This is a genomic window from Salinisphaera aquimarina, assembly GCF_042643355.1.
Taxonomy (GTDB): Bacteria; Pseudomonadota; Gammaproteobacteria; order Nevskiales; family Salinisphaeraceae; genus Salinisphaera; species Salinisphaera aquimarina.
Genome location: NZ_JBHRSS010000003.1, coordinates 755,789 through 770,196, shown reverse-complemented (window position 1 = coordinate 770,196; position 14,408 = coordinate 755,789). Strand labels below are relative to the sequence as shown.

At 63.4% G+C, this 14,408-nt stretch carries 15 protein-coding genes; 9 read left to right on the top strand and 6 right to left on the bottom strand.

Annotated features, from left to right (window positions below; all coding sequences use genetic code 11):
- Positions 1 to 106: 106 nt before the first annotated feature.
- From gorA to gpmA, 4 genes are all read left to right on the top strand, one after another.
- A complete protein-coding gene (gene gorA, locus ACFOSU_RS07080) occupies positions 107 to 1,456 on the top strand; it encodes a glutathione-disulfide reductase (protein ID WP_380687878.1) in 1,350 nt (449 codons plus the stop codon).
- Positions 1,453 to 2,334 (top strand): alpha/beta hydrolase, encoded by an 882-nt coding sequence (locus ACFOSU_RS07075; protein ID WP_380687876.1) that lies wholly within the window; start codon positions 1,453 to 1,455, stop codon positions 2,332 to 2,334. The genes gorA and ACFOSU_RS07075 overlap by 4 nt, the downstream gene beginning before the upstream one ends.
- Positions 2,335 to 2,434: 100 nt before the next feature.
- Positions 2,435 to 2,791, top strand: coding sequence for a 3D domain-containing protein (locus ACFOSU_RS07070; RefSeq protein WP_380689207.1), 357 nt, complete (start codon positions 2,435 to 2,437; stop codon positions 2,789 to 2,791).
- 226 nt (positions 2,792 to 3,017) lie between these two features.
- The gene (gpmA, locus tag ACFOSU_RS07065; protein WP_380687874.1) at positions 3,018 to 3,770 is read left to right on the top strand and encodes a 2,3-diphosphoglycerate-dependent phosphoglycerate mutase; all 753 of its coding nucleotides are present in this window, start codon (positions 3,018 to 3,020) and stop codon (positions 3,768 to 3,770) included.
- 43 nt (positions 3,771 to 3,813) lie between these two features.
- On the opposite strand, the gene ACFOSU_RS07060 is transcribed toward gpmA, so the two are convergent.
- Positions 3,814 to 4,299 (bottom strand): hypothetical protein, encoded by a 486-nt coding sequence (locus ACFOSU_RS07060; RefSeq protein ID WP_380689204.1) that lies wholly within the window; start codon positions 4,297 to 4,299, stop codon positions 3,814 to 3,816.
- A gap of 71 nt (positions 4,300 to 4,370) precedes the next feature.
- Here ACFOSU_RS07060 and ACFOSU_RS07055 point away from each other — a divergent pair, with 71 nt between their 5' ends.
- Together ACFOSU_RS07055 and ACFOSU_RS07050 are read left to right on the top strand one after the other, a co-directional pair.
- On the top strand, positions 4,371 to 5,213 hold the full coding sequence (locus ACFOSU_RS07055) for a hypothetical protein (RefSeq protein WP_380687872.1): 843 nt from the start codon (positions 4,371 to 4,373) through the stop codon (positions 5,211 to 5,213).
- Between the two features lie 3 nt (positions 5,214 to 5,216).
- Complete coding sequence (locus ACFOSU_RS07050) at positions 5,217 to 5,630, top strand: CoA-binding protein (RefSeq protein WP_380687870.1); 414 nt, start codon at positions 5,217 to 5,219, stop codon at positions 5,628 to 5,630.
- Between the two features lie 43 nt (positions 5,631 to 5,673).
- Here the strand turns inward: ACFOSU_RS07050 and ACFOSU_RS07045 are convergent, their stop codons facing one another.
- On the bottom strand, positions 5,674 to 6,480 hold the full coding sequence (locus tag ACFOSU_RS07045) for an enoyl-CoA hydratase/isomerase family protein (RefSeq protein WP_380687868.1): 807 nt from the start codon (positions 6,478 to 6,480) through the stop codon (positions 5,674 to 5,676).
- 343 nt (positions 6,481 to 6,823) lie between these two features.
- On the opposite strand from ACFOSU_RS07045, the gene ACFOSU_RS07040 reads away from it, so the two are divergent.
- Positions 6,824 to 8,368 carry an AMP-binding protein gene (locus ACFOSU_RS07040; RefSeq protein ID WP_380687866.1) on the top strand — a complete coding sequence of 515 codons (1,545 nt, stop codon included), beginning with the start codon at positions 6,824 to 6,826 and terminating at the stop codon, positions 8,366 to 8,368.
- Positions 8,369 to 8,574: 206 nt separating this feature from the next.
- Here the strand turns inward: ACFOSU_RS07040 and ACFOSU_RS07035 are convergent, their stop codons facing one another.
- The 4 genes from ACFOSU_RS07035 to ACFOSU_RS07020 are packed head-to-tail and all read right to left on the bottom strand — an operon-like array spanning position 8,575 to position 12,231.
- Positions 8,575 to 9,213 (bottom strand): TetR/AcrR family transcriptional regulator, encoded by a 639-nt coding sequence (locus tag ACFOSU_RS07035; protein WP_380687864.1) that lies wholly within the window; start codon positions 9,211 to 9,213, stop codon positions 8,575 to 8,577.
- 32 nt (positions 9,214 to 9,245) lie between these two features.
- Positions 9,246 to 10,250, bottom strand: a complete 1,005-nt coding sequence (locus ACFOSU_RS07030; protein WP_380687862.1) for an NAD(P)H-dependent flavin oxidoreductase — start codon at positions 10,248 to 10,250, stop codon at positions 9,246 to 9,248.
- The gene (locus tag ACFOSU_RS07025; protein ID WP_380687860.1) at positions 10,247 to 11,011 is read right to left on the bottom strand and encodes an SDR family NAD(P)-dependent oxidoreductase; all 765 of its coding nucleotides are present in this window, start codon (positions 11,009 to 11,011) and stop codon (positions 10,247 to 10,249) included. Before ACFOSU_RS07025 ends, ACFOSU_RS07030 begins: the two co-directional genes overlap by 4 nt.
- Before the next feature lie 38 nt (positions 11,012 to 11,049).
- Positions 11,050 to 12,231, bottom strand: a complete 1,182-nt coding sequence (locus ACFOSU_RS07020; protein ID WP_380689202.1) for a thiolase family protein — start codon at positions 12,229 to 12,231, stop codon at positions 11,050 to 11,052.
- Between the two features lie 448 nt (positions 12,232 to 12,679).
- On the opposite strand from ACFOSU_RS07020, the gene ACFOSU_RS07015 reads away from it, so the two are divergent.
- Positions 12,680 to 13,789, top strand: a complete 1,110-nt coding sequence (locus tag ACFOSU_RS07015) for a C4-dicarboxylate TRAP transporter substrate-binding protein (protein WP_380687858.1) — start codon at positions 12,680 to 12,682, stop codon at positions 13,787 to 13,789.
- Positions 13,790 to 13,831: 42 nt separating this feature from the next.
- Positions 13,832 to 14,347, top strand: a complete 516-nt coding sequence (locus tag ACFOSU_RS07010) for a TRAP transporter small permease (RefSeq protein ID WP_380687856.1) — start codon at positions 13,832 to 13,834, stop codon at positions 14,345 to 14,347.
- Positions 14,348 to 14,408: the final 61 nt, after the last annotated feature.

Genomic DNA, 14,408 nt, shown 5'->3' with positions numbered 1-14,408 from the left:
CCGCGCAGTATCAATGTGTGGCCCGCTCACGCCCAATCAAGCTGTTTCCTGACAGGTGGCGGCAGGCCTTCTACAATGACGGCCATTCTATTGCGAGCGAGCGACCATGAGTGAACATTTCGATCTGATCGTGATCGGCGGCGGCAGCGGTGGCATGGCCACGGCGCGGCGCGCGGCCAGCTATGGCAAGCGCGTGGTGCTCATCGAGCGCGGCCGGCTGGGCGGCACCTGCGTGAACGTGGGCTGCGTGCCCAAGAAAGTGATGTGGCACGCGGCCGATTTCGCCGAGCGCGCCGCGCAGGCGCACGACTACGGTTTCGATACCGCCGTGCCCGCGCACGACTGGGGCCGACTCGTAGGCAATCGCGAAACCTATATCCAGCGGCTCAACGGCATCTACGCGCGCAATCTCGACAAGGACGACGTCGAATTCGTGGCCGGCGATGCCCGCTTCACCGGCGAACGCACGGTGACCGTGGGCGAGCGCGAACTCAGCGCCGACCATGTACTCATCGCTACCGGCGGCAAGCCCAACTGGCCGGATATCCCGGGCGCGGCGCTGGGCACGGATTCGGACGGATTCTTTGCCTGGCAGGAGCGCCCCGAGCGTGTTGCGATCGTGGGCAGCGGCTATATCGCCTGCGAACTGGCCGGCGTGCTCAACGGCCTGGGCACGAAGGTGACCCTGCTGCTGCGGCGTGAACACGTGCTCAAGGATTTCGATGCCATGCTCGGCGATACGCTCATCGAGCGCATGGTCGAGGCCGGTATCGACGTGCAGATGAAGCGCTCGGCGTCGGAACTGGTCGAAGCGCAGGGCGAGATCCGGGTCGAGTTCAAGGACGGTGGCGAATCCGCGCGCTTCGACAAGCTGATCTGGGCGATCGGCCGCCTGCCCAACACCGACGGCCTCGGGCTGGAAGCGATCGGCCTGGAACTGGCCGCCGACGGTACCGTGCCGGTCGACGCCTGGCAGGATACCGCGGTGGCCGGCGTGCACGCGCTGGGCGATGTCACCGGCCAGGCCGAACTCACGCCGGTGGCGATCGCCGCCGGCCGGCGTCTGTCCGATCGTCTGTTCGGCGGCAAGCCGGAGTCCAAGCTCGATTACAGCAATATTCCGACGGTGGTGTTCACCCACCCGCCGATCGGCACGGTCGGTATGAGCGAGGCCGCCGCGCGCGCGCAATACGGCGACGACGCGATCAAGATTTACACCAGCCATTACGTGGCGCTCTATCACGGTGTGCTCGAGCACAAGATTCCCAGCGACATGAAACTGGTGTGCATGGGCGATGACGAGAAGATCGTGGGCGCGCACGTGATCGGCGACGGCGCCGACGAGATGACCCAGGGGTTCGCGGTGGCCGTGAAGATGGGCGCGACCAAGGCCGATTTCGACGATACCGTGGCGATTCATCCGACCAGTGCGGAAGAATTCGTCACCATGACGTGAGGGGTGGGCATCGGCGTATCGCGCTTGTTCTGCTGATGGGCGTGCTGTCCACGCTCACGGCTGCCTGCTCGGGCCAGTTCTGGGCCAATGCGCTCATGCCGCGCTGGGGTTACGACCGGCATGCCGATATCGCCTACGGTGAGCGGGATCGGCAGACGCTCGATGTCTATGTGCCCGACGAGCGGGCCGCGGGCGCGCCCGTGGTCGTGTTCTTCTACGGCGGCAGCTGGCAGAACGGCAGCAAGGAGGGCTATCGTTTTGTCGGCCAGGCGCTGGCATCGCGCGGCATCATCGCGGTGTTGCCCGATTACCGGCTCTACCCGCCGACCACCTTCCCCGGCTTCGTGGACGACGCGGCCAAGGCCGTCGCCTGGTCCTACCGGCATGCCAGTGAATACGGCGGCGATCCCTCGCATCTGTTCGTGTCCGGCCATTCCGCGGGTGCCCATATCGCCGCGCTGCTGGCGACCGACGGGCACTATCTGGCCGATGCCGGCATCTCGATCTCGGATCTGGCCGGGTTCGTGGGCATGTCCGGCCCTTACGACTTTCTGCCGATCAAGGACCCGGTGTTACAGGAGATCTTCGCGCCGAAATCCGACTGGCCGCGGTCACAGCCGATCAATTTCGTGGACGGCGACGAGCCGCCGATGCTGCTCATGCACGGCGACGCGGATAATACGGTGTATCCGAAAAACAGTCGGAATCTGGCAACAAAGATCAATGATTCCGGCGGCTCGGCGATATTGAAAATCTATCCGGGCGTGGATCATGTAGGCCTGATCGCACCCTTTGCTGCGCCGCTTCGCATGACCGGCGACGAGCTCGACGACTTCGCGGATTTCGTCAAACAAATGGCCACAGACAGCCACCGTTAAGCTTCGACGTGTATTCTGGACCGCTTATTTGAGCGGCTTCATCGTAATGAATCGTCTTCTGGCAATCACGATCTGCGTGCTCACGCTAACATGTTCCGCCATGTTTCCGGCATACGCCGATTCAGTGGAATGGAAGGAACTGAGCGTTTCCGCAACAGCTTACAATTCAGTGGCTTGGCAGACGACCAAGAACAAGCCGGCGATCGCCGCCTGGGGCGACGAACTCAAGCCGGGCATGCGGGTGATCGCGGTATCGCGAGACCTGATAGAGCAGGGGCTGACCAACGGCGCCCGCGTCAAGATCGAGGGCCTGCCGGGCGTGTATGTCGTGCGCGACAAGATGAACCGCCGCTGGCGCAAGAAGATCGATATCTATATGGGCAAGGATATCTCCGCCGCGCGGGAATGGGGTATCCAGAAGAATATCCAGATCACCTGGGCCGACCCGGTCGAATAAGCCCTGGTGAACTAACCGCTCGCGCTCGTCGGCTTGGCGTTTGTCCTGCAAGCCAGCCACGACGTGGGCGGCTCGCAGTACGTATTTGCCTCGCCGCGGTGGTGCGCGATGCGCGCGTTGAATGGCATTCGATTTACATCGACTGGCGGTCGTCGCCCCATAGTGTTCAGGCATAATATCGGCGCCGGTGAACAGGCCGGCGGTTATTTTCGTTGAAGGAATTGCCATGCCCGGCCAGCTTGTACTGCTTCGCCACGGCCAGAGCCAGTGGAATCTCGAGAATCGTTTCACCGGCTGGGTCGATGTCGATCTCACCGAACAGGGCCGCGCGGAAGCGCGTGCCGCCGGCAAGCTCCTCGCCGAGGAAGGCCTGCAGTTCGATGTCGCCTTCACCTCGCTGCTGCAGCGCGCGATCAAGACCCTCTGGCTCGCCCTCGAGGAATTGCAGCAGCCGTGGGTCGACGTCGAGCGTCACTGGCGCCTGAACGAACGCCATTACGGCGCTCTGCAGGGGCTGGACAAGGCCGAAACCTCGGCCAAGCATGGCGAGGAGCAGGTCCATATCTGGCGTCGCAGCTACGATATCCCGCCGCCGCCCATGGCCGACGACGATCCGGAACATCCGCGTTTTGATTCCCGCTATGCGAAACTGGATGCGCGGGTGTTGCCGGCGACCGAATCGCTGGCACTGACGCTCGAGCGCGTGCTGCCGTTCTGGCACGACGCCATCGCGCCGCGGCTCAAGGCCGGCGAGACCGTCTTGGTCACCGCCCACGGCAACAGCCTGCGCGCGCTGGTGAAATATCTCGACGGTATTGCCGAGGACGTCATCACCGGCGTGAATATCCCTACCGGTATTCCTCAGCTCTATCGGCTCGATGATCAACTGAACGTGATCGAGTCGCGCTATCTGGGCGACGCCGATGCCGCCAAGGCGGCGGCGCAGGCGGTGGCCGATCAGGCCAAGGGCAAGGCGTAATCAGGCACCGCGGCCTGTGTCCAGGCCGCGGTGCTTCCCTGGCTCAGCGGCGCAGTCGATAATGAATGGTGTCGCGGTCGGTATCGATGAGACCGGCGGCATCCAGCCATTCGCGCGCGTCCTCGGCATCCTGCTCGAACCAGGCCGCGGCGCTGCCCAGCCGGAAGCTGTAGCCCCAGGCGTCCATGTCGGCGCACATGCGCGCCCGGTTCATGCCGTCGAGCAGGTCGCTGGCCAGGATCTGCCAGTAGCAGACCGCGTTCTCCTCGTCGTAGTCGCCGCCGGCGTTGGTATCCAGCCCCTGGCGGCGTGCATCGTCCATGCACACGAAGTGCCCGGCCTCGTGGAGTGCCGAGTGCACCGGCGTATCGGCCCGCACGTAAAGTGTATGCCCGAGCAGGCCCGCTTCCTCGTCGCCCCAGAAGCTGCCCGGAATGGTGGCGGCGTCGGCGACCTGCTCGACCGCGAGATCGAAACGCGCCAGCAGCGCGCGCAGGATGTCTACGCCCAGCGCCTCGACGCTGAGTATCGGGGGCGTGGCAGGCAGGCCGGGCCCTGTTTGTCGTACAGTATGCAGATTGCTCAAAGCACAGGTGAAACGTGAAACCGCAAGTAAAATCTTATCTGATCATGGCGCTCGTGGGCGTATCGATGCTCGCCGGTTGTGCCACCGGCCCGAGTGAACAGGCCACCCAGACGAGCGCGTCCAACCGCGTTCTGGAAGCCTATGACGTGCCCGACCTGCTCGCCCAGGCAGCGCCCGCCGTGTCGCAGTCTCTGGACAAGAACCTGCCGGACGACGTAGCCGCGACCGATCGCCAGCGCCTGCGCAACATCGTCAACGAGGCCTATTCGCCCGAAGCGCTGCATGCCGATGTCATCGAGCGCCTGCGCGAGAGCGCCGACAGCGCCGGCCAGCAGAAGGCGCTGAGATCGGCGGCCGACAATCTGGCGTCGCCGCTGGCCCAGCGCATGATCAGCCTGGAATCGGCGACCGGCGACGAGAATTTCGCCCAGGGCTTTTCCGCCTTCATCGATCAGCCGGCCACCGACGCGCGCAAGCGGCGCCTGCGCATCATCGACTCGCTGTCCGACGACATGCAGATCGTACAACTGCAGACTGCATTCAACGTGGCCCTGCTGGATACCATGATCCGCTCGCGCAACGCGGTCGTGACGAGTGACAAGAAGGTCGGCGACCAGCAGATCGATCGCATGCTCGCGAATACGCGCGACGGAATCCACAGCAAGCTCGATCAGCGCGTGCCGCTGATGCTGCTCTATGTCTATCGCGACGTCGACGACGCCACGCTGCAGCAGTACGCTGATCTGCAGAGCCAGCCCGAGATGGTCTGGACGAACAAGGCCCTGTCGGACGCCATCATCGCGTCGCTGGCCGCCGCCGGAAAGACAGTTCCCGCCCGTTTCAACGCAGCGTCCTGAACCATGTCGATGATCACTGAAGACAGCCACATTCGAGAAATCCTGGCCCAGGTACGGCGTATCGCCGTGATCGGCTTGTCCTCCAAGGCCGATCGGCCCTCTCATGGCGTGGCACAGGCCATGATGGAAGAGGGCTACCAGATCGTGCCGGTCAATCCGAACGAAAATCAGGTGCTGGGCGAGAACGCCTTTCCCGACCTGCGCCATATCACCGGCATGGTCGATATGGTCGACGTGTTTCGCGCGCCGGAGCATGTGCCCGAGATCGTGGACGCCTGCATCGCACGCAGCGTGCGCGTGCTCTGGCTGCAGGAAGGCGTGGTGCATGAAGCCGCGGCAAAGAAGGCGGCCGACGCCGGCATCGACGTGATCATGGATCGTTGCATGCTCAAGGAGTATCGGCGCCTGCTGGGCTAGCAGTCGATGTAGCCGGTCGCGGATCCGCCGGGCCGGCTACAGATCAACGACCAGAAAAGCGCGGCCTGCGTTTTTCCAAGAAAGCGTCCCGCCCCTCGGCGAAATCTTCCGTGGTGAAGAGCAGTGATTGTGCGTCGGCCTCGGCCGCGAGAAAGTTTTCGCTGTTCAACGGGAGCCGGGCCAATATCTGCTTGGTCATGGCGTGTGCAAGAGGTGCACCATCGCCGATGGCGCTCGCGAGATCCAGGGCGTGGGTGACTGCGTCGCCTCCAGCTACGACCTCATCCACGAGCCCCCACTGCTCGGCGGTATCGGTACCGATGATTCGCCCGGTCAGCGTCAAGAGCTTGGTACGGCCGAGTCCAATACGTGTCGGCAGGGTGAACAGCAGGCCCAGATCGGCCATGACGCCGATGCGATTGAACGGCGCCCCGAAGCGACTGCTCGTGCCGGCCACGATGATGTCGCAGGCTGCGGCCAGCGACAGCCCGGCGCCGATTGCCGCCCCTTCGATGGCTGCGATCACCGGCTTGGGCCCGTTGTAGAGCTGGCGGAATATCCGGTGGACACGATGCAGGCGGGGGCGCCCGGTCACGGCGTCGAGATTTTTCATCGTGCCGATATCGCCGCCGGCACAGAATACGGGACCCGTCCCGGCGAGCACGATGGCGCGCACGGCCGGATCGTCGATCGCTGCGCCCAAGGCCGTTTCCAGCCCTTCGCGCAGACGCATCGACAGCGCATTGCGATGCCCCGGCTCATTCATGAAGATCAGCCGTACCGGGCCGAAATCCTGTGTTGTGCAAGCACCTGCATCGGGGCCCGGCGTGATGATGTCTGCAGCGTCCATGGCATTGCTCTTGTTGTTGAAAAATCGCGGGCGGTGGCCCGCTTCGACGGTGTGATCAGGGTTGAGCCGGCTATCCGCTGAGGCATGCCGACACGTTCGACCGCACGATGATTAAATTACTTGATTGCGACAAGCAAGTGTAACTAAGCTGGGGCGCGTCCGGTCGGGTATGCAAGTGTCGCGCAGCGGACAAGGGTATTCGTCACGGGGCGTGCCGCGTGCTATCGGGCGTCGACCGCAACCGTGCGCTCATGACCAGCGGCTGGCAGGGGTGGCGAACAACAATAAAGTCGGCCGTATAGCCGGCGAACGTGATGACGAGAAAACGCGAAAGGAGAACTGCATGTCGAGCTTGCGCGCCTGGGCTGAAACACAGCCGGATCGGCTGGCCTATTATTTTCCGCAGACGGGTGACGGCCTGACGTACGGCGAACTCGACGCTGGGGCCGAGGCGATCGCCTGCTGGATGGCGACGTCGGGGCTCGCCCCCGGTGACGGCGTTGTTCTGCTGATGGAAAATTGCCCGAAGCTGTTCGAGATCACCTGGGCCGCCAAGCGTGCCGGCATCTATTTCACGCCGATCAGCCGGCATCTCAAGGCCGGCGAGATCGCCTATATTCTCGACAACAGCGAGGCGTGTTATCTGATCTCCAGTCCGGCGTTCACGGCCCTCGCGGCATCCGCGGTGCGCAGTCTTGACGGTGCGACCGTGACTCATTTCGGTATCAATTCGAAGGGCGCTGACGGCGTTGCCGATTTCGATGCGGCCGTGGCCGCCTGTGACGCCCGGCCCGATCTGTCCGAGCGCCCGATCGGCCGCGAGCTGTTGTATTCGTCCGGGACCACCGGCGTGCCCAAGGGCGTGTGCAAGCCCATGTGGCCGGCCGATTATCGCGACACGGTCGAGCCGGACGTGGATGCCTGGCGTCGCCTGTTCCGTGTGGATGACACTACGGTCTATCTATCCACCGGTCCGCTCTATCATGCCGCACCGCTGGCGTACTGCATGCGCACGGTCGCCTGCGGTGGGCGCTGTATCGTGCTGGGGCGCTTTGCGGCCGAGGATGCCCTGGCGGCGATTCAGGCCCATCGGGTGACCCACAGCCAGTGGGTGCCGACCATGTTCGTGCGTCTGCTCGATCTGCCGGCGGCGACGCGTGCGCGCTACGATCTGTCCAGTCACCGTCTGGCGGTGCATGCCGCCGCACCCTGCCCGATTCATATCAAGGATCAGATGATGGATTGGTGGGGGCCGATCGTCTGGGAGTATTACGCCGGCTCCGAGGGCATCGGGCAGACTTTGATCAGCCCCGACCAGTGGCTGGAAAAGAAAGGCTCGGTCGGGCCGGCCGTGGTCGGCGATCTGCATATCATCGACGACGACGGCAACGCATTGCCTGCCGGCGAAGTCGGCACGATCTATTTCGCCAACGGCCCGCGCTTCGAATATCGCAACGATCCGGACAAGACGGCCAGCGTCTATCGCGAGAACGGCATGGCCACACTCGGCGATCTCGGCTATGTCGACGACGAGGGCTTTCTGTATCTGAGCGATCGGCGTGCGGACCTGATCATTTCCGGTGGGGTGAATATTTATCCCAAGGAGATCGAAGACGTGCTCCAGCGGCATGCCGGCGTAGCCGACTGTGCGGTCATTGGCGTGGCCGACCCGGAGTACGGGGAATCGGTGATGGCCTGCGTGGTATCGGCCACCGACGGTGGGGCCACGGACGCGATGGCCGCCGAGCTGATCGCGTTCTGCCGCGAGCACCTGTCCCATATCAAATGCCCGAAGCGCGTCGTGTTCCTCGAACAATCGCCGCGGACCGAGACCGGCAAGATCCCGCGCCGTCTGCTCAAGGACCGCTATCGCGAGTCGGGTTATTAACCCGGCATGAAAATACCTTCATGACGGGTTAATAGCGCAAGCATGTCTTGGCATGCTTGCCGCGGCCAGCGGCCGCGAAGCCATTGAAAAAGGACGACGGACACGCGCCGGCGTTCTTTTTCGGTGGCGTTGAAAACGGCTGACAGCGTCAGCTGTTTTGATGCCGGATTAATAATAACCGTCGGTCGCCCTGGCTCGGGCAGTGGTCAGGCCGGTTTGAGCGCGCGTTTTACCAGGAATTTGTAGTTGTCGAATACGCTGTCCAGATCGAAGCGATCGGGCATCAGCTGCCACTGATAGACCGTGCCGAACATGCAGGAATAGAAGCTGGCGGCAAATCCGGATGGGTCGGTGCTCGGATCGATGGTGCCGTCCTCGATGCCCTGTTTCACCCAGCGGTGCACATCGCGCAACTGGGCGTCGTGATACGCGGACAGCCGGGTATTGAGCGACGACGGATGCCCGACGGCGTCGTACCAGAGCAGAACCAAGGCTCGATAATGGCGGGGCGAGCTGGCCAGATAATGCCGGAAAGCATCGGTGGCGGTCAGAATGGCGTCCAGGCCACGCTTGTCGCCGAGTTGTCGCTTCAACTCGACGTGCCACTGGTGGCGGCTGTAGAGCACCACTTCAAGAAACAGGCCGTCCTTTGAGCCGAAGCGATAATTGGCCAGCCCGCGGCTGTAGCCCGCTCTCTCGCCGACGTCCTTGAGCGTGGTACCCCGGCAGCCGCGCTCGAGAATCAGATCGATGGCGGCCTCGATCAGACGCCGGGTCGATTCTTCGGTGCGCTCGGCCTGCGTGCGTCGGCGCGTAACAGGCGTGTTGGAAGGCCTTGCGGTCATCGATCTGTTGTTCCCGGCATCCGTGATACGTGTTATTCGATGGCGATCTCTTGCGCGGCCTGTCGATACTGCTCAACCAGACGGTTGATCAGCATCGAGGCGGGTGCGTTCTCGACGATGGAGCCCACCCCGTGGCCGGCACTCCAGACGTCGCGCCATGCCTTGACCTGTTTGGTGCCGTGCTCGGCGACCTTCAGGCGCGACTTGTCGCCGTCCGGCAGCTCCGCAGGGTCCAGGCCCGCCGACCGGATACTCTCCGAGAGATAGTTGGCGTGTACGCCGGAGAACAGGTTGGTATAGACGATATCAGACGCGCTCGAATCCAGAACCATCTGCTGATATGCCGGGTCTGCGTTGGCTTCCTGCGCGGTGATGAAATAACTGCCGATATAGGCCATGTCGGCACCGAGCGATCGGGCGGCCAGCACATGTCGGCCGTGGGTGATCGCCCCCGACAACAGGATCGGCCCGTCGAAGAACTGCCGGATCTCCGAAACGAACGCGAACGGGTTGAGCGTGCCGGCATGACCGCCCGCACCGGCGCACACCAGAATCAGGCCGTCGACGCCCGCAGCAATCGCCTTGCGCGCATGACGGGTGCTGATCACATCGTGAAAGACGAGTCCGCCGTAACCGTGCACGTGCGGAATCACGCGCTCGGGCGCGCTCAGGCTCGTGATCACGATCGGTACGCGATGTGCCACGCAGACGCCGATATCGTGATCCAGCCGCTCGTTGCTGCGATGACAGATCAGGTTGACCGCATAGGGCGCGATCCTGGCCTGTGGGTCGTCCCGCCGGGCCTGTTCGAGTTCGGTCTCGATCCGCGTGAGCCATTTCGTCAGCTCGGTCTGGGGCCGGGCGTTGAGCGCGGGAAATGAGCCGACGATGCCGGCCTTGCACTGGGCAATGACCAGTTCCGGGCCGGACAGGATGAACATGGGCGCGGCCACGGCAGGCAGGCTCAGCCGGCCTTGTAGAATCTCCGGCAACGCCCGCGCGCCCGACGTTGCCGGTAGCGGGTTTGTCGCGCTCATCGCGGGGCCATGCGCAGGGCGCCGTCCAGCCGGATCGTCTCGCCGTTGAGCATGGGGTTGGCGATGATGTGGCCCGCCAGCTGGGCAAATTCTTCCGGCACGCCCAGGCGCGGCGGGTTCGGTACCGATTTGCCGAGCGATTCGCGCACCGGCTCGGGTAGTTTGGCCAGAAGCGGCGTGTCGAACAGGCCCGGGGCAATCGTGCACACGCGGATATTCTTGCTGGCCAGATCACGGGCCGCCACCAGCGTCATGCCGACCACCCCGGCCTTGGACGACGCATAGGGGATCTGGCCGATCTGGCCTTCATAGGCGGCAATCGACGCGGTGAGAATGCACACGCCTCTTTCGTGCTCGACGGGTTCGTTCCTGGCCATGCGCGCAGCGGCCAGACGCAGCACGTTGAAGCTGCCGATCACGTTCAGCTTGACGATCGCCTCGAAGGTTTCCAGCGAGCCGGGTTCGCCGTTCTTGTCCACCAGCCGTACGGGCGCGCCGCGGCCGGCGCAGTGCACCACCGCACGTAACGGGGCCAGTGATTCGGCGGTATCGAACACGGCGTTCATCTGGTCGGTATCAGTGACATCGGCGTTGACGTAGTGCGCCTTGTCGCCCAGCGCCGCTATCGCTTTCTCGCCGGCTTCGTCGTTGATATCGCAAATCACCACCTGGGCGCCGTCGGCAATCAGCTGATGCGCGCTTGCCAGGCCCAGTCCGGACGCGCCGCCCGTGACCACGGCACTCGTATTCTCAATCTTCATTGTCTGTATCTCCTCGATCGGTTGTGGTTTGCGGCTGCTCAGTCCAGGCGTTCGATGATCGTGGCGTTGGCCATGCCGCCGGCTTCGCACATGGTCTGCAGGCCGTAGCGGCCGCCGCTGTCCTCCAGTGCGTGCAGCATGGTGGTCATCAGGCGGGCGCCGGATGCGCCCAGCGGGTGCCCAAGTGCGATCGCGCCGCCTCTCGGGTTCAGGCGGGCGTCGTCGACGCCGAATTCGGCCTGCCATGCCAGCGGCACCGGGGCAAAGGCTTCGTTGACTTCGAAATGGTCGATATCGCCCGGCGCCATACCGGCTTTCTTGAGCGCGCGACGCGTGGCCGGGATCGGGGCGGTGAGCATCATCAGCGGGTCGTCCGCGATCACGTCAAAGGCCACAAAGCGTGCCCGCGGCTTGAGGCCCAGCTCGCGTGCTCTGTCCTCGCTCATGATCAGCAACGCGCTGGCGCCGTCGGTAATCTGCGACGAGTTGCCTGCGGTGATATGCCAGCCGATCTCGGGAAAGCGCGCCTGGATGTCGTCGTTGACGAACGCGGGTTTGAGCTCAGCCAGCGTATCCGCCGTGGTCTGGGCACGAATCGTCTCATCCGCGCGCATCGGGCCGTCGTCGGTGTCGATCGCGATGATTTCCCGCTCGAAGCCGCCTTCGCGCTGGGTCTGGGCTGCGCGCTGATGCGAACGCGCGGAATAATCGTCCAGCTGCGCGCGCGACAGCGACCAGCGCGCCGCCACCAATTCGGCGGAGATACCCTGGCCGACCAGGCCGGGTCCATAGCGTTGGGTGACCGATGGGCCGAACGGATCGGTGCCCTGGCGTGCCATGCCCATGGGCACGCGGCTCATGGATTCCAGGCCGCCCGCGATGACGATATCGTAGGCGCCGGCCATGATGCCCTGGGCCGCGAAGTGAACGGCCTGCTGGCTGGAGCCACATTTGCGGTCGATGGTGGTCGAGGGGACGTGCTCCGGAAAGCCGGCAGCCAGGGCGGCCATACGGCCGGGGGTCGCCGATTGTTCGCCAACCTGCCCCACGCAGCCGATGAGAATGTCGTCGATGAGGGCAGGGTCGATTCCGTTGCGCTCGGTGAGTGTGCCGAGCGCGGTTGCCAGCAGTTCGACCGGATGGGTCCGCGCGAGGCTGCCGCTGGCCTTGCCGCGCCCCATGGGGGTGCGCAGCGCGTCTACGATGACGGCGTTCTTGATCATGATCGTCTCCTGCGAAAGGCGCGGTTCGTGTTGTCCGCTCGATAGTGGCCTTGATGGCCCTAGCGTGGTGGTCGGACGTTAGCGCCAGTTACTTGTCAGCGTCAAGCAAGTTGTGTTTTGATGCCTCTACGTTGTGTGTCGGTAGCCCTTTTATTCGATTGCCGAATCGACGCCAGAAACACGTGTAATGCAGGCAATTCGGTCTTTTACGGACGCTCGAAAACGGCACTTGTCACTGGATAGAACCTGCTGTATACGGTGTACATAGCGGCCTGTTCGTGTCGTATCGCCTACCCCGTGCTGTCCAAGACGGCCGGGATTGACCGCGGGTCAGGCGTGCGTGGCGGACACGTCGTAACGATAAGAAACAGACCGGGCATCCGGTTCAATAACAAGACGGCAAATGGTGCACAGACACCGGAATTGGCCGTTCAGGAGGAGATTCATGCGCGCATCGACAATGATGACGGCCTTGCTTGTATTGCTGACGGTCGGGATGTGTGGCGCCAGCCACGCCGCCGAGCGTTTCGTTTACGGCAGCTATGTACCCCGGTCCCATACTTTTCATACGGCCGGCCTCGAACCGTATTTCGAGGCCGTGCGCAAGGACAGCGACGGCGAGATGCGTTTTCGGCTGCTGTCCGACGGCACGGTAGTGGATGCCAGCAATACGCTGACCGGTATCCGTAATGGCACCGTCGACATGGGGCTGATTGTGGATGTCTATATCCCGAGCACGCTGCCGACCGAGGCCACCATCAACGAACTGGCCCTGTTCGCCGATAACACGACGGCGGCCGCGGCGGCGATGACCGAAATGGTGTTGCTGCATTGCCCGCAGTGTCAGAGCGAGTGGAAGAAGGCGGGCGTTACGCCGATCGCCTTCTATTCGACGTCGCCGTATTACCTGATGTGCAAGACGCCGATCAGCGATCTGGCCTCGCTCAAGGGTAAACGCATCAAGTCAGCCACGGCCTGGAACGGTTTGGCCGCCCATTTCGGCGCGACCCCGGTTAGCCTGGCGACGTCTGAAACCTACGAGGCCATGAGCCGCGGGCAGGTTGATTGCGCGCTCGCGGGCGCGGCGTATCTGAAGAGCTACGGCCTGGCGGATATCGTCAAATACATCGTCGACATGCCGATGGGGTCCTACATGGGGGCGACGTTCATCGACATGAATACCGAGCGCTGGCAGGCGCTTACCGACGATCAGCGCAAGCTCTTCATTGATCACGCCGCCGAGGCCATCGTCAATGTATCGAACGGCTACGACGCGGACGCCGAAGAGTCGCTGACCAAGGCGCACAAGGACGGCGTGAAGTTCATCGAACCCGGCGCGCCGCTCACGGACAGCTACGATGCGTATCTCGAAAAGGAGCGCAAGCGTGTGGCGGCTCTGGCTGAAAAACGCGGCGTGAAAGATCCTGAGAATCTCGTTACGACTTATCTCGATCTGCTCTCGCAGTGGACGAAGATCGTCGAGGATGCCGATGGCGACAAGGCCACGCTGGTCGAGGCGATCAACAAGCGCATCTATGCCAAGGCCGATCTCTAAGAGACGGCGGTCGTCCCAGTCGAGAGCGCAAGGAATCGTGACATGCGTCTGATCGATATCGCGCGCGGCGTGTTGGTATTTGTCTCGGCGGTGGCGCTGGCGGCCATGGCCCTGCACATCGGTCTGGATGTGGCGAGCAAGTATCTGTTCAACGCGCCGCTCTACGGCACCATCGAGATCGTGAAATATGTGTATATGGTGGCCGTGACCGTATTGCCTCTGGCTGCGGTCGCGGCGGCCCGTGAGCACGTCATCGTCGAGGTATTCACCCAGAAGCTCAGAGCGCGTGCTCGCAACCGGCTCGATGTGTTCGCCGCGCTGGTAACGCTGATCTATCTCGGCGTGTTCGGCTGGGCTTGCCTGATGGGCGCCTGGAGCGCATTCCAGATGGGCGAGTACCAGGATCTGTATCTGTTCGATCTGCCGACCTGGCCCATGCGATGGGTATTCCTGTTCGGCATCGTCGGTATGGGCCTCGTCGTATGCGTCCAGTTGGCCGAGTTGATCGGCCAGCGCGATCGCACGGACCACGGCACGGATGACGATGGTTCCGATTAGCAGGGCTTCGGGCACAGCGAATGCCCTGTGCCGTCACCGGTGCACTTGTCTTGTGGCCTGG

Bases quoted from the DNA above. Each gene is read 5' to 3' on its own strand.
- gorA (WP_380687878.1), top strand. From the start codon at position 107: ATGAGTGAACATTTCGATCTGATCGTGATCGGCGGCGGCAGCGGTGGC.
- ACFOSU_RS07070 (WP_380689207.1), top strand. From the start codon at position 2,435: ATGTTTCCGGCATACGCCGATTCAGTGGAATGGAAGGAACTGAGCGTT.
- gpmA (WP_380687874.1), top strand. From the start codon at position 3,018: ATGCCCGGCCAGCTTGTACTGCTTCGCCACGGCCAGAGCCAGTGGAAT.
- ACFOSU_RS07050 (WP_380687870.1), top strand. From the start codon at position 5,217: ATGTCGATGATCACTGAAGACAGCCACATTCGAGAAATCCTGGCCCAG.
- ACFOSU_RS07045 (WP_380687868.1), bottom strand. From the start codon at position 6,480: ATGGACGCTGCAGACATCATCACGCCGGGCCCCGATGCAGGTGCTTGC.
- ACFOSU_RS07040 (WP_380687866.1), top strand. From the start codon at position 6,824: ATGTCGAGCTTGCGCGCCTGGGCTGAAACACAGCCGGATCGGCTGGCC.
- ACFOSU_RS07035 (WP_380687864.1), bottom strand. From the start codon at position 9,213: ATGACCGCAAGGCCTTCCAACACGCCTGTTACGCGCCGACGCACGCAG.
- ACFOSU_RS07030 (WP_380687862.1), bottom strand. From the start codon at position 10,250: ATGAGCGCGACAAACCCGCTACCGGCAACGTCGGGCGCGCGGGCGTTG.
- ACFOSU_RS07025 (WP_380687860.1), bottom strand. From the start codon at position 11,011: ATGAAGATTGAGAATACGAGTGCCGTGGTCACGGGCGGCGCGTCCGGA.
- ACFOSU_RS07015 (WP_380687858.1), top strand. From the start codon at position 12,680: ATGCGCGCATCGACAATGATGACGGCCTTGCTTGTATTGCTGACGGTC.
- ACFOSU_RS07010 (WP_380687856.1), top strand. From the start codon at position 13,832: ATGCGTCTGATCGATATCGCGCGCGGCGTGTTGGTATTTGTCTCGGCG.